Source organism: Pseudoxanthomonas sp. SL93, from assembly GCF_026625825.1.
GTDB lineage: Bacteria > Pseudomonadota > Gammaproteobacteria > Xanthomonadales > Xanthomonadaceae > Pseudoxanthomonas_A.
In genome coordinates, this window is the sequence record NZ_CP113065.1 from 3,183,005 (window position 1) to 3,206,650 (window position 23,646).

At 67.8% G+C, this 23,646-nt stretch carries 24 protein-coding genes; 14 read left to right on the plus strand and 10 right to left on the minus strand.

Annotation, left to right across the window (positions count from 1 at the left end):
* The first annotated feature begins 4 nt into the window (after positions 1-4).
* From OVA13_RS14890 to OVA13_RS14910, 5 genes are all read left to right on the plus strand, one after another.
* A complete protein-coding gene (locus tag OVA13_RS14890; protein WP_267791246.1) occupies positions 5-643 on the plus strand; it encodes a DUF2894 domain-containing protein in 639 nt (212 codons plus the stop codon).
* 101 nt (positions 644-744) lie between these two features.
* Positions 745-1,020: a formaldehyde-responsive transcriptional repressor FrmR gene (gene frmR / locus OVA13_RS14895; RefSeq protein ID WP_267791247.1), complete on the plus strand. Its 276-nt coding sequence runs from the start codon at positions 745-747 to the stop codon at positions 1,018-1,020.
* Between the two features lie 52 nt (positions 1,021-1,072).
* Entirely contained in the window at positions 1,073-2,182 is a 1,110-nt protein-coding gene (locus OVA13_RS14900; protein ID WP_267791248.1) for an S-(hydroxymethyl)glutathione dehydrogenase/class III alcohol dehydrogenase, read from the plus strand.
* Positions 2,183-2,329: 147 nt separating this feature from the next.
* Positions 2,330-3,166, plus strand: coding sequence for an S-formylglutathione hydrolase (fghA, locus tag OVA13_RS14905; protein ID WP_267791249.1), 837 nt, complete (start codon positions 2,330-2,332; stop codon positions 3,164-3,166).
* Positions 3,163-3,519, plus strand: coding sequence for a putative quinol monooxygenase (locus OVA13_RS14910; RefSeq protein ID WP_267791250.1), 357 nt, complete (start codon positions 3,163-3,165; stop codon positions 3,517-3,519). Before fghA ends, OVA13_RS14910 begins: the two co-directional genes overlap by 4 nt.
* Here the strand turns inward: OVA13_RS14910 and OVA13_RS14915 are convergent.
* The 3 genes from OVA13_RS14915 to OVA13_RS14925 are packed head-to-tail and all read right to left on the minus strand — an operon-like array spanning position 3,501 to position 5,565.
* Positions 3,501-4,184 carry a Dph6-related ATP pyrophosphatase gene (locus tag OVA13_RS14915; RefSeq protein ID WP_267791251.1) on the minus strand — a complete coding sequence of 228 codons (684 nt, stop codon included), beginning with the start codon at positions 4,182-4,184 and terminating at the stop codon, positions 3,501-3,503. The two genes, OVA13_RS14910 and OVA13_RS14915, sit on opposite strands and share 19 nt — an antisense overlap.
* 33 nt (positions 4,185-4,217) lie before the next feature.
* Positions 4,218-4,562 carry a hypothetical protein gene (locus OVA13_RS14920; RefSeq protein WP_267791252.1) on the minus strand — a complete coding sequence of 115 codons (345 nt, stop codon included), beginning with the start codon at positions 4,560-4,562 and terminating at the stop codon, positions 4,218-4,220.
* Positions 4,563-4,617: 55 nt separating this feature from the next.
* A complete protein-coding gene (locus tag OVA13_RS14925; protein ID WP_267791253.1) occupies positions 4,618-5,565 on the minus strand; it encodes a DegV family protein in 948 nt (315 codons plus the stop codon).
* 258 nt (positions 5,566-5,823) lie between these two features.
* On the opposite strand from OVA13_RS14925, the gene OVA13_RS14930 reads away from it, so the two are divergent.
* A complete protein-coding gene (locus tag OVA13_RS14930; protein WP_267791254.1) occupies positions 5,824-7,503 on the plus strand; it encodes a sensor domain-containing diguanylate cyclase in 1,680 nt (559 codons plus the stop codon).
* A gap of 16 nt (positions 7,504-7,519) precedes the next feature.
* Here the strand turns inward: OVA13_RS14930 and OVA13_RS14935 are convergent, their stop codons facing one another.
* Together OVA13_RS14935 and OVA13_RS14940 are read right to left on the minus strand one after the other, a co-directional pair.
* Positions 7,520-8,788, minus strand: a complete 1,269-nt coding sequence (locus OVA13_RS14935) for an amidohydrolase family protein (RefSeq protein WP_267791255.1) — start codon at positions 8,786-8,788, stop codon at positions 7,520-7,522.
* Positions 8,785-10,206 carry an amidohydrolase gene (locus OVA13_RS14940; RefSeq protein ID WP_267791256.1) on the minus strand — a complete coding sequence of 474 codons (1,422 nt, stop codon included), beginning with the start codon at positions 10,204-10,206 and terminating at the stop codon, positions 8,785-8,787. The genes OVA13_RS14935 and OVA13_RS14940 overlap by 4 nt, the downstream gene beginning before the upstream one ends.
* Before the next feature lie 112 nt (positions 10,207-10,318).
* On the opposite strand from OVA13_RS14940, the gene OVA13_RS14945 reads away from it, so the two are divergent.
* The 6 genes from OVA13_RS14945 to OVA13_RS14970 all read left to right on the plus strand — a co-directional run bounded on the left by OVA13_RS14945 (position 10,319) and on the right by OVA13_RS14970 (position 17,496).
* Positions 10,319-11,095, plus strand: coding sequence for an AMP nucleosidase (locus OVA13_RS14945; RefSeq protein WP_267791257.1), 777 nt, complete (start codon positions 10,319-10,321; stop codon positions 11,093-11,095).
* Between the two features lie 15 nt (positions 11,096-11,110).
* Positions 11,111-11,602: a DUF695 domain-containing protein gene (locus OVA13_RS14950; RefSeq protein ID WP_267791258.1), complete on the plus strand. Its 492-nt coding sequence runs from the start codon at positions 11,111-11,113 to the stop codon at positions 11,600-11,602.
* Positions 11,603-11,728: 126 nt separating this feature from the next.
* Entirely contained in the window at positions 11,729-12,046 is a 318-nt protein-coding gene (locus OVA13_RS14955; RefSeq protein WP_267791259.1) for a hypothetical protein, read from the plus strand.
* Positions 12,047-12,104: 58 nt separating this feature from the next.
* Positions 12,105-12,644: a DUF924 family protein gene (locus OVA13_RS14960; RefSeq protein ID WP_267791260.1), complete on the plus strand. Its 540-nt coding sequence runs from the start codon at positions 12,105-12,107 to the stop codon at positions 12,642-12,644.
* A gap of 216 nt (positions 12,645-12,860) precedes the next feature.
* On the plus strand, positions 12,861-16,379 hold the full coding sequence (locus OVA13_RS14965; RefSeq protein ID WP_267791261.1) for a LodA/GoxA family CTQ-dependent oxidase: 3,519 nt from the start codon (positions 12,861-12,863) through the stop codon (positions 16,377-16,379).
* Positions 16,369-17,496, plus strand: coding sequence for an FAD-dependent monooxygenase (locus OVA13_RS14970; RefSeq protein ID WP_267791262.1), 1,128 nt, complete (start codon positions 16,369-16,371; stop codon positions 17,494-17,496). The genes OVA13_RS14965 and OVA13_RS14970 overlap by 11 nt, the downstream gene beginning before the upstream one ends.
* 78 nt (positions 17,497-17,574) lie before the next feature.
* Here OVA13_RS14970 and grxD read toward each other — a convergent pair whose 3' ends face one another.
* The gene (gene grxD / locus OVA13_RS14975) at positions 17,575-18,504 is read right to left on the minus strand and encodes a Grx4 family monothiol glutaredoxin (protein WP_267791263.1); all 930 of its coding nucleotides are present in this window, start codon (positions 18,502-18,504) and stop codon (positions 17,575-17,577) included.
* A 54-nt stretch (positions 18,505-18,558) separates the two neighbouring features.
* Here grxD and OVA13_RS14980 point away from each other — a divergent pair, with 54 nt between their 5' ends.
* Entirely contained in the window at positions 18,559-19,371 is an 813-nt protein-coding gene (locus OVA13_RS14980) for a polysaccharide deacetylase family protein (protein WP_267791264.1), read from the plus strand.
* A 199-nt stretch (positions 19,372-19,570) separates the two neighbouring features.
* Here the strand turns inward: OVA13_RS14980 and OVA13_RS14985 are convergent, their stop codons facing one another.
* From OVA13_RS14985 to OVA13_RS14995, 3 genes are all read right to left on the minus strand, one after another.
* On the minus strand, positions 19,571-20,218 hold the full coding sequence (locus OVA13_RS14985; protein WP_267791265.1) for an SGNH/GDSL hydrolase family protein: 648 nt from the start codon (positions 20,216-20,218) through the stop codon (positions 19,571-19,573).
* Between the two features lie 165 nt (positions 20,219-20,383).
* Positions 20,384-20,638: a DUF4926 domain-containing protein gene (locus OVA13_RS14990; protein WP_267791266.1), complete on the minus strand. Its 255-nt coding sequence runs from the start codon at positions 20,636-20,638 to the stop codon at positions 20,384-20,386.
* A gap of 124 nt (positions 20,639-20,762) precedes the next feature.
* Complete coding sequence (locus tag OVA13_RS14995; protein WP_267791267.1) at positions 20,763-22,043, minus strand: pyridoxal phosphate-dependent aminotransferase; 1,281 nt, start codon at positions 22,041-22,043, stop codon at positions 20,763-20,765.
* 115 nt (positions 22,044-22,158) lie between these two features.
* Between OVA13_RS14995 and rsgA the strand changes: the two genes are divergently transcribed.
* Positions 22,159-23,289, plus strand: coding sequence for a ribosome small subunit-dependent GTPase A (gene rsgA, locus OVA13_RS15000; protein WP_267793546.1), 1,131 nt, complete (start codon positions 22,159-22,161; stop codon positions 23,287-23,289).
* Positions 23,290-23,322: 33 nt separating this feature from the next.
* Here the strand turns inward: rsgA and OVA13_RS15005 are convergent, their stop codons facing one another.
* Positions 23,323-23,610, minus strand: a complete 288-nt coding sequence (locus OVA13_RS15005; RefSeq protein ID WP_267791268.1) for a DUF7684 family protein — start codon at positions 23,608-23,610, stop codon at positions 23,323-23,325.
* Positions 23,611-23,646: the final 36 nt, after the last annotated feature.

Consider the following 23,646-nt stretch of genomic DNA (forward strand, 5'->3'; position numbering starts at 1 on the left):
TGCCTTGCCCGCCCGCGCGCAGCTTGATGCCTGGCGCGCGCAGGGTGACGACGGCTGCGATCCGATTGCGTTCCAGCGTCTGGTGGCGCTGGAACGACGCCTGGACGCGCATGAGGGTGAAGCGAGGCGGCTGCTGGAAGAGCGGTTGTCCCACCTGATCAAGGTCTATGCGGACGCGCTTGCAGGTGCGCCGTCAAAGGCCGTACAGGCGCGGTCCGCCCCTGTGCCATTGCGTGGGCCGCTGGGCGCATTGGCCGATGATCTCGCCGAACGCGCCGCGCAACAGCAAGGCGACACCGTGATGGACGGAGTGATGACCCCCGAGGCGCTGCCCGAACCGGCTGCGCTGGAGGACGTCCGCAGGATCTGGGCCGGCGTGCGCGCCGACAGCCAGATGCGGCGCTCCCTGCAGCCTTCCGCCGCCGACACCGGTCCGCTCAACTCGAGCAGCCTGGTGCACCGCTCGCTCATGCTGATGCGTGACCTGTCGCCCGGCTACCTGCAGCACTTCCTGGCCTACCTGGATGTCCTGTCCTGGCTGGAGCAGATGCGCGACGGGGGCGTTGTCGCGGCGGGTGGCCCTTCCCCACGGGACAAGGGCACGGCGCGCGTGCGCAGCAAGCCACGAAAGCGCAGCAAGTAGCACCCCTTTTCAGTGCCCGGGCGATCGCCAGCGTGCGATGCCGTCACTTGGCAGACGCTCGGGTGATACTATACCCCAGTATTGCATCAGGACCCGTCGCCATGCCCCATACCGCCCATGAGAAGAAGCGCGTGCTGACGCGCGTGCGACGCATCAAGGGCCAGGCCGATGCGCTGGAGCGCGCGCTGGAAGCCGGCGCCGATTGCGGCGCCGTGCTGCAGCAGATCGCCGCCATCCGTGGCGCCGTCAACGGCCTGATGTCCGAAGTGATGGAAGCCCACATCCGCGAAGAGTTCGGGCAGCCCGCGCACAGCGATGCCCAACGACAGGCGCGCGTGAAGGAAATGGCCGGGCTGGTCCGTTCCTACCTGAAGTGAGCATGCGCCGCATGCGACCCCCCGTTACCGAACCGTCATTGCAGGAGTCCCCATGAAAAGCCGCGCCGCCGTCGCCTTCGCCGCAGGCGAACCCCTCCGGATCGTCGAGATCGACGTCGCCCCGCCGCAGAAGGGCGAGGTGCTGGTGAAGATCACCCACACCGGCGTGTGCCACACCGATGCATTCACGCTGTCCGGCGATGATCCGGAAGGCCTGTTCCCGGTCGTGCTGGGCCACGAAGGTGCCGGCATCGTGGTCGAAGTGGGCGAAGGCGTCACCAGCGTGAAGCCGGGTGACCACGTCATTCCGCTCTACACCGCTGAATGCGGCGAGTGCCTGTTCTGCAAGAGCGGCAAGACCAACCTGTGCACCTCGGTGCGTGCGACGCAGGGCAAGGGCGTGATGCCGGACGGCACCTCGCGGTTCTCCTACGAAGGCCAGCCGCTGTACCACTACATGGGCTGCTCGACCTTCAGCGAGTACACCGTCGTCGCCGAGGTCTCGCTGGCGAAGATCAACCCCGACGCGAACCCGGAACACGTCTGCCTGCTCGGTTGCGGCGTCACCACCGGCATCGGCGCGGTGCACAACACGGCCAAGGTGCAGGAAGGCGACTCGGTCGCCGTGTTCGGCCTGGGTGGCATCGGCCTGGCGGTGATCCAGGGCGCACGCCAGGCGAAGGCCGGCCGCATCATCGCCATCGACACCAACCCGTCCAAGTTCGACATGGCGAAGCAGTTCGGCGCCACCGACTGCGTCAACCCGAAGGACTTCGACAAGCCCATCCAGCAGGTCATCGTGGAGATGACGGGCTGGGGCGTGGATCACTCGTTCGAATGCATCGGCAACGTCAACGTCATGCGTGCGGCGCTGGAATGCGCGCACCGCGGCTGGGGCCAGAGCGTGATCATCGGTGTGGCCGGCGCCGGGCAGGAGATCAGCACGCGGCCGTTCCAGCTCGTGACCGGCCGCAAGTGGATGGGCACGGCGTTCGGCGGCGTGAAGGGTCGTACGCAGCTGCCGGGCATGGTCGAGGATGCAATGAAGGGCGACATCGAACTCGCCCCGTTCGTGACCCACACCATGCCGCTGGATGGCATCAACGAAGCCTTCGATCTGATGCACGAAGGCAAGTCGATCCGGTCGGTGGTGCATTTCTGATGGCCTTGCCTTCTCCCTCCGGGAGAAGGTGCCCGCAGGGCGGATGAAGGTGCGGCGAAGTCCGCATGTCTCAGGCGGCAGCGCCTCCGCCGCACCCTCACCCCAACCCCTCTCCCGGCGGGAGAGGGGCTACAGCAGGAGCTTGTGATGACACTTGAACGCATCGAACACCGCGCCTGCTTCGGCGGCTGGCAGGACGTCTACCGCCATCGTTCCGCCGTGCTTGGCTGCGACATGACCGTGGGCGTGTACCTGCCACCGCAGGCCGCCCACGGCCCGTGCCCCGTGCTGTACTGGCTCAGCGGCCTGACCTGCACCGAGCAGAACTTCATCACCAAGGCCGGCGCGCAGCGTTACGCCGCCGAGCACGGCATCATCCTGGTCGCGCCGGATACCAGTCCGCGCGGTGACGAGGTGGCCGATGCCGAGGGCTACGACCTGGGCAAGGGCGCGGGCTTCTACGTCAACGCGACGCAGGCGCCATGGGCGTCCCACTACCGCATGTACGACTACATCGCCGACGAGCTGCCGGCGCTCGTGGAAGCGAATTTTCCCCTCACCGGTGCCCGCGCGATCAGTGGCCACTCGATGGGCGGGCATGGCGCGTTGATGCTTGCGCTGAAGAATCCCGGACGCTACCGCAGCGTGTCTGCGTTCTCGCCGATCGTCGCGCCGTCGCAGGTGCCATGGGGCCAGAAGGCGTTCGCCGCCTATCTCGGAGACGATCGCGAGGCGTGGAAAGCCTACGACACGGTCGAGCTGATCAGGCACGCAACGGAGAAGCTGCCGCTGCTGGTCGACCAGGGCGACACGGATGAATTCCTCGACGGCCAGTTGAAACCGCAGCTGCTGCAGTCCGCGGCACACGCCGCAGGCCATCCGCTGACGCTGCGCCTGCAGCCCGGGTACGACCACAGTTACTATTTCATCGCCAGCTTCATCGGCGACCATCTTGCCCATCACGCGGAGGCCTTGCATCGATGAGCCCTGATCCTGCCGGCGCGTCGCCTGGACCGCTGGTGTTCTATGTCCGTTTGCGCGTGAAGCCGGAGCGTATCGACGAATGGCTGCAGGCGGTCCGCGGCATCGTCGACGCCATGTCGAAGGAGGACACGTTCCTGTCGTGCACACTCCATCGCGACGCAAACGATCCGACGCTGTTCACGCTGTACGAGCGCTGGGCCGAGCCGGACGTCGCCACCTTCCTCGCGCGGCAGGACACGCCCTACCGTCGTGATTACGAGGCGCGGCTGCCCGATCTGCTGCAGGGGCCGCGCGAGCCGCAGGTGCTGGTGCCGTTGGCCCACTGGCCTGCGGATCACTCCGGCAAGGCGTAGTCGGTAAAGGCGAAGCGCTCGTCGCGCAGTTCGGTATCGCCCTGGGTCAACCGCAGCGACGCATCGAACATCGGGCCCGCCCACACGCAGGTGTGGAACTCGCCGTTCTCGCCGCACGGATCCACAGTCGCGGGCAGCGCTCCGAGCAGCGCACGGTCGAAGGCACGCCCGGCGAAGGCCGCGTCCAGTTGCTGCGTGTCGATGCAGCAGACGTCCGCACGCAATCCCCCCGCGATCATCTCGCGCGCCAGCGATGCCGTGTCGCTTCCGAACAGCGGCGTCATGACCTTCCACCCGAGGGGTTCGAGGTTCTGAACGCGATAGGCGCGGACATCCTCGAGGAACAGGTCACCGAAAGCCATCGTGCGCAGTGCCGGCCAGCGTTGCGCGGCGCGTGCAAGCGCCTCCGTCATCGCGCGCGCGTAGTCGTCGTTGCTGCAGGCGGCCGGGATCATCGCCTCGATCAGCGGCAAGTCGGCGGCGCGCGCCTGTGCGTGAAGTACGCTGCGGCGGATGCCCTGCATCGAGACCCGATCGTAGTCGCGCGTCACCGTGGTCAGCAGTCCCACCACCGCCACGTCGTCGCGCTGACGCAGGACATGCAGCGTCCACGCTGCATCCTTGCCGCCGCTCCACGACAGCAGTACCGGCGTGCGATGGTCCATCAGGATGCGGGAAGGTCGTGCCGGTGCGGCGCGTCAGGCGGCCGACACATCGCGCAGCTCCCAGCCGTGGCCGGCCAGCAGGCGCAGGCGATGCTTCAGTACCTGGCCGGGAATCGAGGACGTGGCGACCAGCATGATGCGCAGGTCGTCCTGCTGTCCCGAGACGGTGGCCCCGGCATCCACCACGCCCAGGCCGGGGTCCACTTCGTCCGGCTCGTCCTGGCGGTCGCGCCAGCGATCGAACAGGGTGCTGGTGCGCAGCGCGTTCTGCAGTTGGGTGGCGAATTCCTCGGCGCCGTGGGCGTCGAAACTGAAAGCCGGATCCCCGCCGCGTGCACGGCTGGGGTCCGGCAGACTGATGTAATAACGCACCGCCATGGCACCCTCGGCTCTTGTCCTGCCGATAGAGTAGCGGGCGTGCGTTAGGCCGTCGTTATGTCGCCTTGAAGGTGTGGGGTTCGGACGCGAAGCCGACCACCACCGCGCCCTTGCCCACGTTGACCATGCCGGTCAGGCTCATGACGCTCTCGAAGACTTCCACCTTGTTGTTCTCGCAGATGTCGCGCAGGCGCTGGTAGCCGGGCAACGCGCGCATCTCCGCCAGCTCGCCGCCGTAGCTCAGGCACACCGTCGGGGTCATCAGCCCCTTCATCACCTGGCTACCGGCGAACTTGAACATCTGTTCCACCGCATTGTCGAAGCCCTTGATCTTCGCCACCGGCTCGGTGACGCCGGCATGGCCGTGCAGGACCGGCTTGATGTCCAGCGCGCTGCCCAGCGCCGCACTCAACAGGCCCACGCTGCGGTCGCCCTTGGTGCGGGCGCGGGCGCGCAGGTAATAAAGGTCGCGCGGGATCATGTAGCCGTGGGTGTTGGCGGCCAGTTCCTCAAGGCGCACGCGGATCTGCTGCACGCTGGCCCCGGCGGCGCGCATGCGCACGGCTTCCACCGCGGTGATGCCCTGGGCGGCGAACAGCGTCTGCGTGTCGATCACGCGCAGCGCGAACGGCGAGTTGTGCCCTGCCGCCTGGCGCACCGGCTTGTAGTCGTTGAGGATGGCGAAGCTGGCCTGCATCGCGTTCTCGTGGATCGGACTGCGCGTCTTGGTGATGGTCATGCAGAAGACGTGGTCGTAATCGATCACCAGCTGCCCAAGGAACAGGTCGCGGATCTGGTTGACGGTGAACGGCGTGGTCTCGGCCTCGTGCCCGCGCTCGGCCACGTGCGCGTGCAGGAAGCTCAGCGTGGCCTGCTCGTCGCGGTGGTCCGCCAGCACGGCCTCGCCGATGCGTACCGTGATCGGCAGGATGACGATGTTGTTCTGTTGAAGATATTCCAGCGGCAAATCGCACGCAGAATCAATGACTATGCCTATGCGCATCTCAGCCCCTCCCGGCATCCGTCGCATTTAATCGCGCAAAGCTATCCGACAATCCGTGGTGCAGCCGTCGCCAAAGTTCAGGACTGTGCTGCCAATCACAATAACGGACCTGCCTCACAATGTCGTTGGGGTCTGCGTAGGCTTTTGCCTGCGCCCCCTATCATTTCTTAAGTGTGACTTGTATCACATAAATGGGTGAAGGAGGCTTGTCGCCCTGTGGTGGCGGACCGACACTCCGACCTCAATGCAAGGGGACGCATGAAACAGGGGTGGTGGTCGCTACTGCTCGTGCTGGCCCTGCTGCCCACGGCCCATGCGCGCGAGGGGAACATCGCGCGGATCGACCGTATCCAGTCCGTCGCACTGGAGCAGCAGGCTGGACAGCGCGCCGGACTGTTTTCCGAGCGCCGGTTCGATGCCGGTGGCGATGTCGCGCGCGTGATCGGCAACGGTGAGTGGCGGCTGCAGCCTTCCCCCGGCGTCGCCGAACCACTTCTGGTCATCCACCATCCCTACAGCGCGCGCGTGACCGTGCTGGACCGGCCCGGCGGCACGCCGCGCGTGCAGGACCTGTTCACCCGCGACCTCGACCCGCAGTACCTGCGACGCACGCTGGTCTTCCCGCTGATGGGCGACGGGCCGGTCTACGTGAAGGTGGAAGGCGCGCGCTACCCGCTGCACGTGTCGGTCGAACCGCGTGCGCGGCACATCGCCGACGACCTGGACCACCAGCGTCGCCTGCTGCCCGCACTGGGCGTGGTGCTGGGCGTGTCGCTGGCGGTGCTGCTGTTCTGGGCGATGCTGCGCGACCGCGTCTATCTGCTGTATGCGGCGACCATGCTGCTGCAGCTGCTCTTCATGCTGTGCTCGTACGGCGAGGCCTACACGCTGCCCTATCTGCGCGAGCTGGCACGCTTCGGCGCGCCGGGCATCTGGGCCATCAACACGCTGGCCACCATCGCGCTGGTCTACCTGTGGCTGGATTACGCCGACCTGCGCCGGGTCACCCCCCGGCTGAGCCTGCTGCTGCGCGTGGTGGGCGTGTATGTCAGTGCCGTGATGCTGGTGTTGCTGCTGCTGCCATGGCCGGCGGACAAGGCGTGGTTTCCGGACATCGCCAATGGCGTGTTCCTGCTGACCAACCTCATCGCGATCATCACGCTGGCGCTGGCATGGACGCGCGGGCAGCGGCATGCCGGCTACGTGCTGATCGCGTGGGTGCCTCTGGTGGTCTTCACCCTGTGGCGCGCCCTCCGTTTCAGCGGCGGTGAGCAGGTGGACCCGTGGCTGGACTACGGCCTGCCGCTGGTGCAGGCCTTCAACGCAGTGGTGCTCGCGCTCGGCCTGGCCGACCGCATGCGCACCTTCCGGCGCGAGCGCGACAGCGCCAAGCAGCACGCGGAACGCGACGTGCTGACCGGCGTGCTGAACCGCGGTGGCATCGAACACCGGCTGGACTGGGCCGTCATCGAGATGCAGCGCGAACACATCCCGGTCTCGCTGCTCTTCATCGATCTGGACCACTTCAAGAAGATCAACGACCGCCACGGCCACGCGCTGGGCGATGCCTGCCTGCGCGCTGTGACGCGCGTGGTCAGTGGCGAGTTCCAGTACGGCGACCAGCTGGGCCGGCTGGGCGGTGAGGAGTTCGTGCTGGTGCTCGCTGGTGCCGACCTCGTCACCGCCACCCACATCGCCGAACGCGTGCGCACACGCATCCAGCAGGGCTGCCGGGTGGTGGACGGCGTAACAGTGGAACTGACCGCCAGCATCGGCGTCGCGCCCGGCCTGCCGGGCGACACCGTCGCCGCGCTGATCGCGCGGGCCGACCAGGCCATGTACGCGGCCAAGCGCGCCGGCCGCAACCGGGTCATGGCGCATGGCGCGGCGCCGGTCGCGGAAACGAAAGAGGCGCCCGAAGGCGCCTCCGTCGACTGACCCGCGAATCGTCGCGTCAGCGGCTGTAGGCGCGCGGCAGTGGACCGGCCTGCTGCAGGTAGCGGTCGCGCAGTTCGGTCTGGCGCGAACGCATCGGCATGGCGCGACCACCCAGCCATACCTGCTCGGCCGTGTTGGCGATGTCCAGCGGATCGCCGCTCCACAGCACCAGGTCGGCGACCTTGCCCGGCGCGATGCTGCCGACGCGGTCGGCCACGCCGAACGCTTCCGCCGGCACCCTCGTCAGCCCGGCCAGCCCGTCTTCCCACGGCAGGCCGTTGGCGACCGCATTGCCCGCCAGCTGGCGGATCTTGCGCGCATTGTGCGAGGCGTCGCCGGCCTGGCTGAAGCCGACGCTGACGCCGGCGGCTTCGAGGCGTGCGGCGTTTTCCAGCGTTGCGCCGATCTGGTCGAAGTCGGCCGGCAGGTCGGCCAGCGCATCGACGAAGACCGGCACCTTCGCCTGCGCTAGCTGCGGCGCCAGCTTCCACGCTTCCGCACCACCGGCGATGGCGATGCGCACGTTCTCGCGTTGCGCCCAGCGCAGCAGCTGGCGGATGTCCGCGGCGCGGTTCACCGCCACCACGATGCGACCGTTGCCGGCCAGGTAGCGCGCCAGCGTCGCGCGGCCTGCCGGCGTGAGCAGGGCGTGCGGCGAATCCGCCGGCACCCGGCCACGTGCCTCGGCCACCATCTGGTCCAGCAGCATCCATTGCGCCGCACGCGACTTGCCGCTCAGGTCCGACGCCGCACTGCCCAGTCGCACGAACAGCGCACGCGGACCGATCGGGTCCACGCTGCCGTCCAGCCGCACCACGCCGCCCTGGCCGGCGATGAAGGAGCCACCGGTGGTAGCGCCCAGCAGCGTGAAGCCCAGGCCTTCCACGCGCGCCACCGGGATCAGCACCGAGGCCGGGTTGTACGCCAGCGTCACGTCGAACTCCGGGCGCATCGGCTGATTGGTCAGTGTCACGGCGGCGTCGTCGGTGGACGATTCGCCCGAGACTTCCTCGATGCCGATCTCGGTGATGCCGCCGAACAATGCCGGCGTCAGCGCCTTGCCGCCGGCGTCCACCACGCCGGCGCCGGCCGGCGCGGCAAGGCCGCTGCCCACGGCCTGGATGACGCCGTTGCGCACCAGCACATCGGCGTTCTTCAGCGTGCCCTGCGCGCCCGCGGTGTGCACGGTGGCATTGCGGATCAGCATGTCCTGCGCGAAGGCGGGGAGTGTGGCGGCGAACGCCAGCACCAGTGCGCCGCCGCAGATGAGGGAGCGACGGCTCATGGCGTCACCTCCTGGCCGAGCATGAAGTCCGAGACCGGTTGCCGGCTGCGGTCGTTGCGGTCATAGATGCGCGCGCCGTCGATGTAGACCTGCTCGGCCCGGGCGTAGACGCTGAAAGGATTCTGGTTCCACACCACCACGTCGGCCATCTTGCCGGCCTCCAGCGTGCCGGTGCGCTCGGCGATGCCCAGCGACTTGGCGGCATTGCTGGTCACCCAGCGGATGGCGCGTTCCGGTGCGATCTCGCCCATGCCGGCGCGGCGCGCGTTGGCCATCACCTTCGCCGCTTCCTGGTTCAAGCGCTGGATGCCTTCGTCCGAATCCGAATGCACGATGGCGCAGCTGTTGGCCGGGCGGTCGACCAGAGCGATGTTCTCCTGGATGCCATCGAAGGCCTCCATCTTGAAGCCCCACCAGTCCGCCCACAGCGCGCCGCAGACATTGTCCTGCGCCAGGCGGTCGGCCAGCTTGTAGGCTTCCACGCCGTGGTGGAACGCGGCCACCTTGAAGCCGAACTCCTTGGCCAGGTCCAGCATGGTGAGCATCTCGTCGGCGCGGTAGCAGTGGATGTGCACCAGGATCTCGCCATTGATCGCGCCGGCCAGCGTGTCCAGCTTCAGGTCGCGCTTGCCGCCGGTATCGCCGGAACTGTCCTCGCTGCCGTTGCCGTTGGCGCGTTCCCACCAGCGCTTCTTCTTCGGCTGCTGCGGCTTGGGCGCGTTCTTCTTCAGGTACTCGCTGGCATCGATGAACGCGGCGCGGTAACCGGCCACGTTGCCCATGCGCGTGGACGGGCCGGCCTTACCGCCGTAGACGCGCTTGGGGTTCTCGCCGCAGGCCATCTTCAGACCCCACGGTGCGCCGGGGAACTTCATGCCCTGGTAACTGGTGGAGGGCACGTTCTTCAGCGTCACCCCACGCCCGCCCACCAGATTGGCCGAGCCCGGCAGGATCTGCATCGAGGTGACGCCGCCGGCCAGCGCCGTGTGGAAGCCCGGGTCCTGGGCCCAGATCGAATGCTCGGCCCACACGTTCGCCGTCACCGGCGCGGTGGCTTCGTTGCCGTCGCTGTGCGCCTTCATGCCGGGGTTGGGGTACACGCCCAGATGGGAATGCACGTCGATCAGGCCGGGCGTGATCCACTTGCCGGTGGCATCCACGCGCGTGGTGCCTTCCGGTGCGGGCAGTCCGCGGCCCACGGCGGTGATCCTGCCGTCGGCCAGCAGCACGTCGGCGCCGTCGAGGCGCTCGCCGGTGCCGGTCAGCACGGTGGCGTTGGTCAGCAGCACCGGACCCGACGGCAGGGCGCGGTAGGTGCTGGGGTAAGGGTCCTGGGTGAAGCGGGAACCGGGCGTGGCCGCGCCGGCATCCGCGCCCAGCAGGGCCAGGGCAAGCCCGGCCAGCAAGGTCATTCGCATCGTGTATCCCCTGAAAGAGACAGGAAACCTACCCGGCCACGCCGCGCCTGCCAAGTGCGGGCGTCGCAGTCGTGCAAGAATTGCCGCAAACAACAAGAAAAAGAGGATCGCCATGAAAGACAAGAACGAGATCGTCGACAACTGGCTGCCGCGCTACACCGGCGTGCCGCTGGACCAGTTCGGCGACCACATCCTGCTGACCAACTTCGGCGGCTACCTGCACGTGTTCTCGCAGCTGACCGGCGCGCCCGTCGTCGGCCTGGACCGTCCCATGGCCAGCGCCACCGCCGACGGCATCACCATGATCAACTTCGGCATGGGCAGCCCCAACGCCGCGACGATGATGGACCTGCTGTCGGCCACCATGCCCAAGGCGGTGCTGTTCCTGGGCAAGTGCGGCGGCCTGAAGCGGAAGAACCAGCTGGGCGACCTGGTGCTGCCCATCGCCGCCATCCGTGGCGAGGGCACCAGCAACGACTACATGCTGCCGGAGGTACCGGCGTTGCCGGCGTTCGCGCTGCAGCGCGCGGTGTCCACGATGATCCGCGACCTGGGCCACGACTACTGGACCGGCACCGTCTACACCACCAACCGCCGCGTCTGGGAACACGACGAGGCGTTCAAGGAATACCTGCGCAAGTTGCGCTGCATGGCCATCGACATGGAAACCGCCACCGTGTTCGCCGCCGGCTTCGCCAACCGCATTCCCTGCGGCGCGCTGCTGCTGGTCAGCGACCAGCCGATGATCCCGGAAGGCATCAAGACCGAAGCCTCCGACGCCAAGGTCAGCTCGTCGTTCGTCGAGAACCACATCACCATCGGCATCGAAGCGCTCAAGCTGATCCGCCGCAACGGGAAGTCGGTGCGGCATCTGCGGTTTGATGAGTAACAAATGCGGAGGTCGATGCTTCCTGCTGCGATGATGGCAGCCGCACCAGTTACCGAACAGGGCCAGCGAATCTGGGCGACCGCGATCGCGAAGCACCAGACGCTCGATCGCGCCATCGTTTATCGATACATCCAGGATTTCGAACCTGGCTTCGAAAGAAATGCGCTTCCACACCGCATCGATATTCTCTGGGAGTACGCTTCGTCATCGGGCATGCCCTCTGTCGAAGAGCGCCAGCGCATGGACGCCGCGGAGGATGCCATTGCACCAAGTGTCGGGCAGGATGGTGCAGCCGTTCTGGTGTATGTCGAGACCGGAGAAGGATTGCGACGATGGAGTTTTTATGTCCGTTCAGAAGGCGAGTTTATGCAACGGCTGAACGGTGCACTTAGCTTGGCCAGCCCACTACCCATCCAGCTTGAGGCATCGAGCGACCCCGATTGGTCGTTGCATGATCAATTCCTCAATGGGTTGGAAGCACCATTGCAAGAAGTGCCTTCCGAATGACCGAGCCCAGTGGCGTAACTATCGTTTGTGCTCGTTGGATTGCCCGTGATGCGCGCTAGGCTGCTCAGCACCAACGGACCATACCTTGAGGCCATCGTTTGCGTTGAAGGGCGTGAACTGTGTCTCATGGATGAATTCAGTGTTTCGGGTGCGACGGCTCCGGCCATTGGCGACGAGTTTGATCTTGAGCTGATCAGCTTCCTGGACGACGACGAGACCTGGGAGGAGATGTTCTCCGGCAATCCTGATCGAAAGCTTGATCTTGAGTCTCTCGGTGGCTGGCGCTATCGCGCCTACGGTCAGGTCATCCAGATAGAGCCGGTGATCGTCGACTGTGGATTGACGCGCATTGAAGGCCCCGTCCAATCCAATGACGCCCGCTTGGTTGGGGAGTATCTTGCCTTCTCAGTGGCGCGCCTGAGTGGGCGTGGATACATGGCCTGACAATTCATCCAGCCGGACCCTGTCACGGATCGAGGCGACTCAAGCCAGAGGCAATGCAATGAACGAATCCAACAACGTCATTACCTTCTGGCGCAACGCCGGTTACGAGAAGTGGTTCGCCAGCGACGATGCGTTCGATGCCGAATTCGACCAGCGGTTCCGCGGGCTGCACTTCCGTGCGGCGCGGCGGGAGCTGGAAGGGTGGATGGGCGATGCGGAAGGCGCGCTGGCGCTGGTGTTGTTGCTGGACCAGTTCCCGCGCAACTGCTTCCGCGAGAGCGCCCATTCCTACGCCACCGACGGGCTGGCCCGCCATTATGCGGGCCGCGCCATCGAGGCCGGATTCGATACGCAGGTGGATCCCGCGCTGAAGATCTTCTTCTACATGCCGTTCGAACATTCCGAATCGCTCGATGACCAGCAGCGTTCGCTGGATCTGTTCCGCGCCACCGGCGACGAGAATTACGTGAAGTACGCGCAGCTGCACTACGACCTGATCGCCCGCTTCGGCCGCTTCCCGCACCGCAACGAGGCGATGGGCCGCACGTCCACGCAGGAAGAGCGCGAGTACCTCGCCGACGGCGGTTTCAAGGGCTGACCCTGCGGCAACGCCACGCGAACGTGGCGCGAGGCCGCGCAAGGACAGGGGTGCCCCGTGTCCGCTCGCCGCTCATGGCTGCGTTGCTATCGGCATGGAGCGTCGCCAGGCGCATCCATGACGACGCGATCGATGTGCTGCGCACGCGGCCATGGAAGGATCGCACCCTCCAACACAGGTCCGAGCACGGGGGAAGGACAATGAGGTCCAACAGCAATGGCCATCACAAGGATCCAGATCCATCCCGCCATCGGCATCGCGCGGCTCGGCAACAGTCCCACTGATTTCTTCATCGGTCCCGAGCGGCCCTGGGACCACCCGGATCCACCGGGCGGGTTCAAGGACGCGCAGTGCCGCGTCAAGCGCCAGGCGGCCCGCTTCCGCGTCTTCGCCTACCACGACGACGACACGGTGCAGGAGCTGACCGCCGCGGATGCGACGATCGCCTGGACGGTGCATCTTGCCAACCGCAAGGCGATCACCCGCAACCCGGGGGGTACGGCGGCGGAAAAAACCATCGATCCAGGCCCGCGCAGCCTGGGCGGAACATCCCAGCAGGCGCTGTTCGACAACGGACAGATCACGTTGCCGGGCGCCTCCGCCGTGACCGTGCCCTTGGGGGAAATGCGTACCGACAACGACGGGCGCCTGCTGGTGCTCGGCGGGTTCGGCAAGTCCGCCTCGCCGCTGGGGCGGTCCATCGGTGGCCTGTACAGCGCGGACTGGTACGACGACATCGCCGACGGCCCGGTCAACGCCACGGTGACCGTCGGCGGCGACACGTTCGAGGCCGACGGCGCATGGGTGGTCGTCGGCCCGCCGAAGTTCGCACCGCACATCGACAATGTGGTGACGATGCAGGACCGGCTGCTGGATCTGGCCGTCTCGCAGGGATGGATCGCTTCTCCGGCCACCACGCGCTACACCGAAGACGTCTACCCCATCCTGCAGCGTGCGATCGATTCGCAGTGGGTGCGCGAGGATGCCCAGTACCACCATGTCTGGACCCATCCGCTCTACGGTGCCGACGCCGTTTCGGACGGCATGCGCACGGCGATCTTCAACCGCCTGAAGCCCACCGGCAACATGCCGGCCGTGGTCGGCCAGCTGACCGCCACCCAGCTGATGCACATGGCGCGCTGGCGCGACAACGCCTTCGTGCGCGACTGGAGTGGCGTGCCGTCACCGGCGGCGGCCATCACGCCTCGCGGCCTGGACGTGGCCGCACTCGAGCACTGTGTCGGTGCCACGTTCGCGCCCGGCATCGAGGCCGGCGGCGGCAGTGGGCCGCAGCCCATCGTGGTGGCGGGCAACTTCGTGGGCGCCAGCGATCCGGGTCGCCTGGATCATGCCGCGCTGGTGCCCGGCGGCGTCACCGAATTCATGTCGTTGCCATGGCAATCCGATTTTTCGGCGTGCGGCGGCAGCTGGTGGCCGGTGCCACGACCGGGCACGGTGCTGCCGCAGGACGGCGGCGGTTACCTGGCCTGGAACCGCGACGTCACCAGCGGCGCGGAGATGGTGGAGGAGTGGCATACGCTCGGCTTCGTGGTGAAGCAGGGTGACCAGCAGGTCGAAGTCGACCGCTGCGATGCCACCGCCATCAACCTGCTCACGCCACATGTGGAATTCCAGGACGTGCCGCAGGGTCCGGCGGGCATGTCACGCAAGCTCGCCATGCCGATCGTGTTCGAAGTGAAGTCCACCGGCGCCCCCGTCACGCTGGAAGTCGTGCCGGGCAGTGGCCCTACGCACGCCAGGCTGGTGCCGGACCCGTTCTCCAATCCGGTCACCGTGGGCCCGACCAGCGGCAATGCGATGGCGACCGCGCGCCTGTGGATCGTGTACGAGACGGGTGCGGTCGGCGAAGCGGTGTCCGACCAGGTGACGGTGCGCCATGTCGCCAGCGGGCGCACCTGGACGGTCACGCTGGGCGCCACCACCGCCGCACGCCAGCGCGCGGCGGTGGCGCTGGCACTGGACCGTTCCGGCAGCATGTCGGGTGACCGCGGCGACGGACAGGCCAAGCATCTCGCGCTGCGCGAAGCGGCGAAGATCTTCGTCGACGTCATGGTCCAGGATGACGGCATCGGCCTGGTCCGCTATGACCACGACGCGCAGCCGGTGCAGGCGGTCACCGCGTTGGGTGCGGCAGGCGATCCCTACGACACGGCGCGCAACGATACGCGCAATCGCATCGACGGCCCCGACTTCGATCCGGCGGGCGCCACGTCGATCGGCGACGGTATCCACGAAGCCCGGTTGTTGCTGGACGCCGCCGCGGGCTATGCCTTCAAGTCGCTGGTGGTGATGACGGACGGGGTGGAGAACAACCCCCGCTGGATCGGCGACGCCGGCGCCGAGGTCGATGCGAGGACCTATGCCGTCGGCTTGGGTACGCCGCAGAACACCAGTGCCGCGGCGCTGCAGGCGCTGTCGGGCAACCACGGGGGCTACCTGCTGGTGACCGGCGCCATCGGCGCGCAGAACCAGTTCGTCCTGAAGAAGTATTTCCTGCAGATCCTGGCCGGCATCAGCAATGCCGAGGTGGTGCTGGATCCGGACGGCATGCTGGTGCCGGGGCGCGAGCAGGAGATCCCCTTCCAGCTGACCGAAGCGGACGCCGGGATCGATGTCATCCTGCTGACGCCGTATCCGCATTCGGTGGATTTCCGCGTGCGCACGCCGGATGGCGACATCATCGAGCCATGGATGAGCGGCCAGAGCCCGCACATCTCGTACCTCGCTTCGCAGGGCGTCGCGTACTACCGGCTGGTGCTGCCCATGGAGCTGCGTGCGATGCGACCCAACCAGGCCGGCACCTGGACGGCGCTGGTGAGCATCGGCAAACCCAGGACGCAAAGGCCCCGCGAGGGACAGGCGCCGGTGGAGGTGGCGCCGGTCGTACGCGCGAGCCGCATGGTGCTCCCCGAGGGCGCAAGCCGGGTGCCGTCGGAGGCGCCGGCGGAAGGCTTCGCCTGGGAACACGCCGCCGTCCTGGCGCACGACGCGCCGACCGCCGCGGCACGCGCGAGCGAAGGACGCAAGCGCACGCTGCCCTACAGCCTGCTGGTGCACAGCTATTCCAACCTCTCGCTGCGCGCGCGCCTGCGGCAGGACGGTTACGAGCCGGGTGCGCGGGTGGAACTGTCGGCGCGCCTGACCGAGTCGGGCATGCCGTTGCGTCCGGGCGCGCAGGTATGGGCCGAAATCACCGGCCCGGATCACGCCTCGCGGATCGACCTGCACGAGCAGGAGGATGGCCGCTTCACCGCCGTCTTCGCCACGGATGCCGCCGGCACGTACGCCTGTCGCATCCGTGCCACGGGGCGGACGCGCGCCGGCTACGCTTTCCATCGTGAGCAGACCCAGACGGCCGTGGTCTGGCGCGGGGGTGACCACGATGCGCTTCCGCCCGGTGACGATGGCCTGACCGGCTGGCTTGAAGAACGCGACCGCCGGCTGTGCGAACTGTTGCGCTGCCTGGTCGCCGATGGCCAGGCCCTTTCGCCCGAGGCCGTGAAGCGGCTGGCGGCGGCGGGTATCGACGTGCAGGCGGCGCGCAAGTGCCTGGAGAAGTACTGCGCATCCACCCGCGAACAGGCGCCGCGCGACGACAGGCCAAGGCCGGCCAACCGCCGTGCGGCGACATCGCCATTGCCACGCATCGCCGAGCCCGCGTCCCTGTCGTCTGCCAAGCGTGAAGGCGAGGGAGGTTGCGGCTGTGGAAGCTGAGACCTGCGATGTGGCGGTCGTGGGGGGTGGACCCGCCGGTGCCGCGGCGGCGCACGCGCTCGCGGGGTGGGGGCACACGGTGGTGCTGCTGGAGCGCGGTGCGCATGAAGCGCCGCGCGTGGGCGAAACCCTGGCCCCCCGTGCCAGGCCCGCGCTGCATGCGCTCGGCCTGCCTGACCCTGACCGTGTCCTGCCCGCGTTGCCCAACTACGCGGATGTCAGCTGCTGGGGCCGGGCGCGGGCCGAAGTGTCGAGTTTCATGTTCGACCCTTACGGACATGGCTGGCACCTTGACCGCGCGGCCTTCGACCGCCTGCTGTGTGAGCGCGCCGGCCATGCGGGTGCGGACGTTCGCACCCGGGCGCGCGTGCGTGGCGTCATCCGTGGCGAAGGCGGCCACCCATGGCGCCTGCAGGTGCAGCAGGGCGAAGACAGCGTGCATTCCCTTGCCGCGCGCGCGGTGATCGATGCGGGCGGGCGCAGTGGCGGGCTCTGGCGGTCGTTGGGCGCACGACGCGAGGTGCTCGACCGGCTGGTCGCCGTTTCACGGGTATTCCAGCGGCACGGAGCAGGCGACCACGGGCATACCTGGGTCGAGGCGGATGAAGGGGGGTGGTGGTACAGCGCCCCCTTGCCGGCAGCGCGTCGCATCGTCATGCGCATGACGGACGCCGACCTGTGCCACGCGGCGGGCCTGCATGCGACGGCCGCATGGGACGACGCATTCGCACGCAGCGTCGCCACCCGGCAGTACACCGAGGACGCCAGCCCCCTCTCGCCGCCCTGCGTGCACGCGGCGCACAGCTTCCTTCTGCATGCGGCGTCGCGCGGTGATGCACGCTGGCTGGCCTGCGGGGATGCCGCCATGGCGACGGATCCCCTGTCCGCTTCGGGCATCGTGCGCGCGCTGGAAGACGGCTTGTCTGCCGCCTCGGCGATGCAGGCCTGGCTGCAGGGCGACGACACGCAGGCGCGCGCGCGCGACCAGGCGCTGTTGTCGGCTTTCAGTGCCTACCGGCATGAACGCGCCACGGCCTATGCGCTGGAGAAACGCTGGCCCGACGCCCCGTTCTGGCAGCGGCGACACACGATGGCGCCGTCGCGGGCAGCGGCGTAGGCCACCGCCTGCGGGAGGACGCGGCACGAAAAAGGCGGGCCGAAGCCCGCCTTTTCCGGTGCACGCGTGCTGCCGTGTTCAGTACTTGCCGAGCGTGCCATCCACGTCGTCGGCCCAGGCGTTGATGCCGCCGGTGACGTTGAAGGTATTGGTGAAACCCAGGGCGCGGAATTCCTCGGCGGCCTGCTGGCTGCGGCCGCCGCTGCGGCACAGGAACGCGATGGCCGTGTCCTTGGGCAACGCTTCCAGCTCGGCACGGCCGTTGCCGTCGAAGGTCTTGAACGGCAGCTTCACCGAAGCGATGGCGCGCTCGTCGGCCGGACGCACATCGACCAGCAGCACTTCGCTGGCACGCACCTTCGCATCCGCCTCCATCGGCGACAGCGCCTGCACCGGCTTGGGCGCATTGGGGTTGTCGATGGCCAGGCCCTTGCCGCGGATGTCGTCCACCCAGTCGATGGTGATGCCATCGGCGCGGCGCGCGCTGGCCAGGTCGAACTGCACGCGCACGCCGTTGGATTCGCTGGCGATGGCGTTGGCGTCGAACTGCGCCAGCTGGAAGTTGGGCTGGTATTGCGCATTGATGGACAGTGCCAGCGCGGCGCCCGGGCCGGCGTCGGCCACCGCGTTCTGCAGCATCTCGGCGGCCGCGGCGGTGATGGTGATCGCCGGCGGCGTGCGGTCGGGGGCTTCCAGGCCCAGCAGCGTGGCCAGTTCGCCGGAGTTGGTCATCTGTTCGATGATGTCGCTGCCGCCGACCAGTTCGCCGTCGATGTACAGCTGCGGGATGGTCGGCCAGTCGCCGTAGACCTTGATGCCTTCGCGGATGTCCTGGTCGGCGAGCACGTTGACGTGGGCGAAATCCACGCCGAGCGCGCTCAGTGCCCCGACGGCCTTGGCCGAGAAACCGCACTGCGGCATGGAAGGCTGGCCCTTCATGAACAGCACGACGCGGTTGGACTGCAGGAGGGTTTCGATGCGCGAACGCAGGGCGGGGTCGAGGGACATGAACGGTTACCGGGAAGCGGGAAGGGGATTTTACGCCCCGTGGCATCATGGGGCATGACCACGACGGGAACACTGCATCGTCCGCCACGCCGTCCCGGCCTGATATTGGGCCTGCTGGCGCTGTCGCAAGTAGGCGTGGCCTGGCTGTGGTGGCGGTTCGGCTGGTCCCTGGGCCTGCCGGTCATGGCCGCCACGCACCTGCTGGTGGTGTGGGCCACGCTGTATCCACGTGCCACCCTGTTCTGCCCGGCGCTGTCGCGGCTGCCCACCGACGAGCGCGTGGTCTGGCTGACGATCGACGATGGCCCCTCCCGGGACACGCCCGCCCTGCTGGACCTGCTGGACCGGCATGGCGCCAAGGCCACTTTCTTCCTGGTCGGCGAGCGCGCGCTGGCGCAGCCGCTGGCCGTGCAGGCCATCCGCGACCGCGGCCACGGCATCGGCAACCATAGCGCCAGCCATCCGGACAGGCGCTTCTGGCGGCTGGGCCCGGGCGCGCTGGAAGACCAGATCGGCCGCAACCAGTCCATCCTCACCGCCATCACCGGGCAGACACCGCGCTGGTTCCGCAGCGTGGTCGGCATGACCAATCCCTTCGTCGGGCTGTCGCTCAAGCGCCATGCGCTCGCACGGGTGGCGTGGAGCGCGCGCGGCTTCGATGGCGTGGACTGCACGCCCGACCAGGTGATGGCACGCGTGACGCGCGATATCCGGCCCGGCGCCATCGTGCTGCTGCATGAAGGCGCGGCGCACGGCCACAACGTGGTGATCCTGGCGCAGCTGCTGGCATGGCTGGACGCACAGGGCTACCGCGCAGTGGTGCCGTCGACGGAGATCGCGCCCGACGCGTTGGGCATGGCCGCCTGAAATCCTTCTCCCGCCGGGAGAAGGTGGTGCGCAGCGCCGGATGAAGTTGGCGAACCGGTGAGCTGCCCGATGCTCCGACCCTCACCCCGGCCTCTGTCCCGGGGCAGAGGGAAGCACGATGCCTGGATCGCCGTGACGCAACGTTCGCCGCGCGCACGACTCATGGACCCGTCGTCGCGCTTCGTGCGCATGGCGCACGCTACGCCAGCAGGTGATGCGCGACGGGAAAGGCCAGCCGCGCCCATTCGGTGTACATCGCGGCCGACGGGTGCAGGCCGTCGTCGGCCAGCATCGCCGGTTCGGCGCCGCGCGCACGGCTGACCGGGGTGATGTCGACGAAGGCCACATCACGCAGGCTGCAGACGGCGCGCGCGGCGGCGTTGTAGGCATCCAGCTCGCGCGCGATCTGCGCCACGTCGCGGCCGGACTGCGCGGCGAACGGGGTGACCCCCCAGTCGGGAATCGACAGCACCAGCACGCGCTCCGGCCGGTTGCCGGCAAAGCCGATCGCGCGCCAAAGCAGCGCGGCGAACTGCGTGCGGTATTCCTCCACGCTGCGGCCGCGATACTGGTTGTTCACGCCGATCAGCAGGCTGACGAAATCGTGCCCGCCCAGCGGCTCGGCGGCCGTGATCGCGGCGTCCAGCTCGTCCGTGGTCCAGCCGGTGGTGGCGATGATGCGCGGATCGCCGACCAGGATGCCTTCCCTGCGCAGCAGGCGCGCCAGCTGCATCGGCCAGCGACCGGCTTCATCCACCGCTTCGCCAATGGTGTAGGAGTCGCCCAGCGCGAGGTAGCGCAGCTCGGTGGTGAGGGCGGTCGTGTGGGGGGCGGAGATCGTGGTCATGGGCGAATGATGCGCTCTTCCAGCCCCCTGTAGGAGCGACGTGAGTCGCGACCGCGAACCGGGGTCGCCAGCGAAAGATCGGTTGTCCGGGATAAAACGCCGCGTTTGACGCCGTTCGTCGCTCGATTGGAGGTCATCGGATACATCGTGGCGTGTGGTCGCGACTCACGTCGCTCCTACAGTGGACACCCGGGCAACCTCGTCGGCGAACAGCGCCGCCAGCCAGCGGGTGTGACCGTCGGGGTCGACACACTCGACCTCATACGATGTACGCGCCCCGGGCGCGGCCAAAACCATGACGCTCGTCCCCACGTCGCCAACAAGGACGTCCTTCACTCTGGGCACGCTTGCATCGACCCGCACGGAGGATATCGGCGCGATCACGCGGACGACGTCGTATATCTCCAAGATCATCCGCATTGCCCTGCGTGCCTGAGCAAAGGAGCCTGCCTGTGGGAGCGACGTAAGTCGCTATGGGCCATCCGGATACCGTCTCGCGACTTACGTCGCCCCCACAACAGCCCCGCAACAGCCGCGCGGGCGCTTACGCCGCCGCTGGCCGCGACTTGCCCTTGATCGGTACTACCTTGGTCGCCGCTTCGGCGCGACGCGACAGGGCGCGGTCGATGCGGGCGAAGACTTCGCGCATCGTGGCCGCTTCCGGCAGCAGGGTGACGCGGAAATGATGGCGGTACGGCACGTTGAAGCTGGAACCGGGCACGACCAGGACGCCTTCGGTTTCCATCAGCTCCAGCGCGAAGCCGTGGTCGTCGAAGCCCTTGGCCGCGTCGCCCACCACCGCCGGGAACGCGTACAGCGCACCGGCCGGGTTGACCAGGTCCAGGTGTTCGTTGGCTTCGCAGGCCTCGATCACCGCGCGTCGCGTTTCGTACAGGCGGCCACCCGGTGCGCACAGTTCGCTGATGGTGTCCGGGCCGTTGACGGCGGCTTCGATGGCGTACTGGCCCGGCACGTTGGCGCACAGGCGCAGCGCGCTGAGCAGGTCCATCGCATGCAGGAAATCACGCACCACGTCGCCGTGGCCCGACAGCACCGACCAGCCCACGCGCCAGCCGCAGGCACGGTGCACCTTGCTCAGGCCACTGAAGGTGATGCACGGCACGTCGCCCGCCAGCGGCGCGACCGGCACGAACGTCGCGCCGTCGTACAGCACCTGGTCGTAGATCTCGTCCACCATCAGCAGCAGGCGGTGCTTGGCCGCGATGGCGACGATGCGCTCCAGCAGCTCGCGCGGATAGGTGGCGCCGGTCGGATTGTTCGGATTGATCAGCACGATGGCGCGCGTGCGCGACGACACCAGCTGTTCGATCTCGGACGGATCGGGCAGGAAGTCGTTTTCCGGGTCGCAGCGGTAATACACCGGGCGGCCGTCGTTGAGGATGGTCGCCGCCGACCACAGCGGATAATCGGGCGACGGCACCAGCACTTCATCGCCGGGATTGAGCAGGGCACGCAGCGACAGGTCGATCAGTTCGGAAACGCCGTTGCCGACGAACACGCGGTCCGGATGCGCATCGGGCGTGTGGCGGCGCGCGTAGGCGGCGGCGATGGCTTCGCGCGCGGCCGGCAGGCCCTGCTGGTGCGTGTAGGGATCGGTGTGGTCGATGTCGCCGATGATCGACTTCTGCAGGTGCGCGGGTGCGCGGAAACCGAACGCACCCGGATTGCCGATGTTGAGCTTGATCAGCTTGTGGCCCTGCGCCTCCAGCTCCCGGGCTCGCCGTGCCAGTTCGCCCCGGATCTCGTAGCGGACTTCGGACAGGCGTTCGCGCGTGGCGAGCGGTTTGACGGGCGGCGTGGACATGGCGGTAAGCGCTGGGGCTGGCGGAAAGGGCAGACAGGGGCCAAGCTTAACGGAAATTTAGCCGTCAAGACCCGTCGGCTTCAGCCCCCGTCTAGAATCCGCAACCATGCCCGAAATGCCTGCCAATACCGTGTCCGAGATCACCCTGTTGAGGGCGATCGGCTGGCCCTATGAGGGGGAACCGGAGGACAAGGCCTGGCAGGCGGTGCTCGCCGCGCATCCCGACGCCCGGCCGGCGCGGGTGGTGGAACAGCACCGGTCCGGGTACATCGTCGCCGACGCCCCCGGCGTGGCGGTCAAGGCCGACTCGCTGCCCGAATGGCAGCGCCCGCGTTTCCCCGCGCACGAACGGCCCGCCGTGGGCGACTGGCTGCTGATGGAAGGCGGCGGCGAGCCCGGCAGCGGCGGCACCCGCCACCGCATCGTCGCCACGCTGCCGCGGCACACCGAGATCAAGCGCGGTGCCGCCGGCGAGCACTACCACCAGCAGGTGATCGCGGCGAACATCGATACGGTGTTCATCGTCTGCGGCCTGGATGCCGACTTCAATCCGCGCCGCATCGAACGCTACCTGCTGCTGGTCGGCGGTGGTGGCGCGCAACCGGTCGTGGTGCTGACCAAGGCCGACCGCACCGAGTACGCCGACGATGCGGTGGACGTGCTGGCCGATGTCACCGCGCAGGGCGTGCCGGTGTTCACCGTCAACGCGAAGGACCCCGACAGCGTGTCGCAGCTGTCGCCGTGGCTGTTGCCCGGGCGCACGGTGGTGCTGGTGGGTTCCTCCGGCGCGGGCAAGTCGACGCTGACCAACACGCTGCTGGGCAACGAGAAGATGAAGACCGGCGAAGTGCGCGAGAGCGATTCGCGCGGTCGCCATACCACCACCTATCGCGCGCTGATCCCGCTGCCGTCCGGCGCGTGCATGATCGACACGCCCGGCATGCGCGAACTGAAGCCCACCGGCGAGGAAGACCTGTCCGAGGGCGGCTTCGCCGACATCGAGGCGCTGGCGGCGCAGTGCAAGTTCCGCGACTGCTCGCATGATCGCGAGCCGGGTTGCGCCGTGCGCGCGGCGATCGAGCGCGAAGAGCTGGATGAAGGCCGCTTCCTCAACTACCTCAAGCTGCGTGATGAAGTCGCCGCCGCCGCCGACAAACTGGCCTCGCGCCTGGCCGACAAGTCGAATGCCAAGGTGCAGAACAAGGCGTTGAACAAGCGGCTGACGGACAAGTACGGCAAGCGATAGCGGCCGCCGTATCGTTACCGACCCGATGAATCGTTAGAGCTTGACCACGGCCACCGAGCCCGGAATCGTCGAGATCTGCTCGGCGAGGAAGACAGCGTCCTCCAGTGTTTCTGTGTCGTCATGCGCGGCCGTGAGCATGAAGTAGGGTTCTGTGCCATCACCTACGCACAGATCATCAATCGCGTCCTCGATCCTCGCCGCCTCGCGGCCAACGACGCCAACATACTGCACGCCGTCCCGCATCCAGTCCCTGACCATGCCTGTCAGCTCCGGACGGAAGCCTCTGAGCGAATGGATGACAATCTTGCGGGGGCGTGCCATCGAGCTCTAACTCCGGCGATGGTCGGGGGTGACGGC

Excerpts from the sequence above, each read along its gene's own strand:
- frmR (WP_267791247.1), top strand. The coding sequence starts at position 745 with ATGCCCCATACCGCCCATGAGAAGAAGCGCGTGCTGACGCGCGTGCGA.
- OVA13_RS14900 (WP_267791248.1), top strand. The coding sequence starts at position 1,073 with ATGAAAAGCCGCGCCGCCGTCGCCTTCGCCGCAGGCGAACCCCTCCGG.
- fghA (WP_267791249.1), top strand. The coding sequence starts at position 2,330 with ATGACACTTGAACGCATCGAACACCGCGCCTGCTTCGGCGGCTGGCAG.
- OVA13_RS14910 (WP_267791250.1), top strand. The coding sequence starts at position 3,163 with ATGAGCCCTGATCCTGCCGGCGCGTCGCCTGGACCGCTGGTGTTCTAT.
- OVA13_RS14915 (WP_267791251.1), bottom strand. The coding sequence starts at position 4,184 with ATGGACCATCGCACGCCGGTACTGCTGTCGTGGAGCGGCGGCAAGGAT.
- OVA13_RS14920 (WP_267791252.1), bottom strand. The coding sequence starts at position 4,562 with ATGGCGGTGCGTTATTACATCAGTCTGCCGGACCCCAGCCGTGCACGC.
- OVA13_RS14925 (WP_267791253.1), bottom strand. The coding sequence starts at position 5,565 with ATGCGCATAGGCATAGTCATTGATTCTGCGTGCGATTTGCCGCTGGAA.
- OVA13_RS14930 (WP_267791254.1), top strand. The coding sequence starts at position 5,824 with ATGAAACAGGGGTGGTGGTCGCTACTGCTCGTGCTGGCCCTGCTGCCC.
- OVA13_RS14935 (WP_267791255.1), bottom strand. The coding sequence starts at position 8,788 with ATGAGCCGTCGCTCCCTCATCTGCGGCGGCGCACTGGTGCTGGCGTTC.
- OVA13_RS14940 (WP_267791256.1), bottom strand. The coding sequence starts at position 10,206 with ATGCGAATGACCTTGCTGGCCGGGCTTGCCCTGGCCCTGCTGGGCGCG.
- OVA13_RS14945 (WP_267791257.1), top strand. The coding sequence starts at position 10,319 with ATGAAAGACAAGAACGAGATCGTCGACAACTGGCTGCCGCGCTACACC.
- OVA13_RS14950 (WP_267791258.1), top strand. The coding sequence starts at position 11,111 with ATGCTTCCTGCTGCGATGATGGCAGCCGCACCAGTTACCGAACAGGGC.
- OVA13_RS14955 (WP_267791259.1), top strand. The coding sequence starts at position 11,729 with ATGGATGAATTCAGTGTTTCGGGTGCGACGGCTCCGGCCATTGGCGAC.
- OVA13_RS14960 (WP_267791260.1), top strand. The coding sequence starts at position 12,105 with ATGAACGAATCCAACAACGTCATTACCTTCTGGCGCAACGCCGGTTAC.
- OVA13_RS14965 (WP_267791261.1), top strand. The coding sequence starts at position 12,861 with ATGGCCATCACAAGGATCCAGATCCATCCCGCCATCGGCATCGCGCGG.
- grxD (WP_267791263.1), bottom strand. The coding sequence starts at position 18,504 with ATGTCCCTCGACCCCGCCCTGCGTTCGCGCATCGAAACCCTCCTGCAG.
- OVA13_RS14980 (WP_267791264.1), top strand. The coding sequence starts at position 18,559 with ATGACCACGACGGGAACACTGCATCGTCCGCCACGCCGTCCCGGCCTG.
- OVA13_RS14985 (WP_267791265.1), bottom strand. The coding sequence starts at position 20,218 with ATGACCACGATCTCCGCCCCCCACACGACCGCCCTCACCACCGAGCTG.
- OVA13_RS14990 (WP_267791266.1), bottom strand. The coding sequence starts at position 20,638 with ATGCGGATGATCTTGGAGATATACGACGTCGTCCGCGTGATCGCGCCG.
- OVA13_RS14995 (WP_267791267.1), bottom strand. The coding sequence starts at position 22,043 with ATGTCCACGCCGCCCGTCAAACCGCTCGCCACGCGCGAACGCCTGTCC.
- rsgA (WP_267793546.1), top strand. The coding sequence starts at position 22,159 with ATGCCTGCCAATACCGTGTCCGAGATCACCCTGTTGAGGGCGATCGGC.
- OVA13_RS15005 (WP_267791268.1), bottom strand. The coding sequence starts at position 23,610 with ATGGCACGCCCCCGCAAGATTGTCATCCATTCGCTCAGAGGCTTCCGT.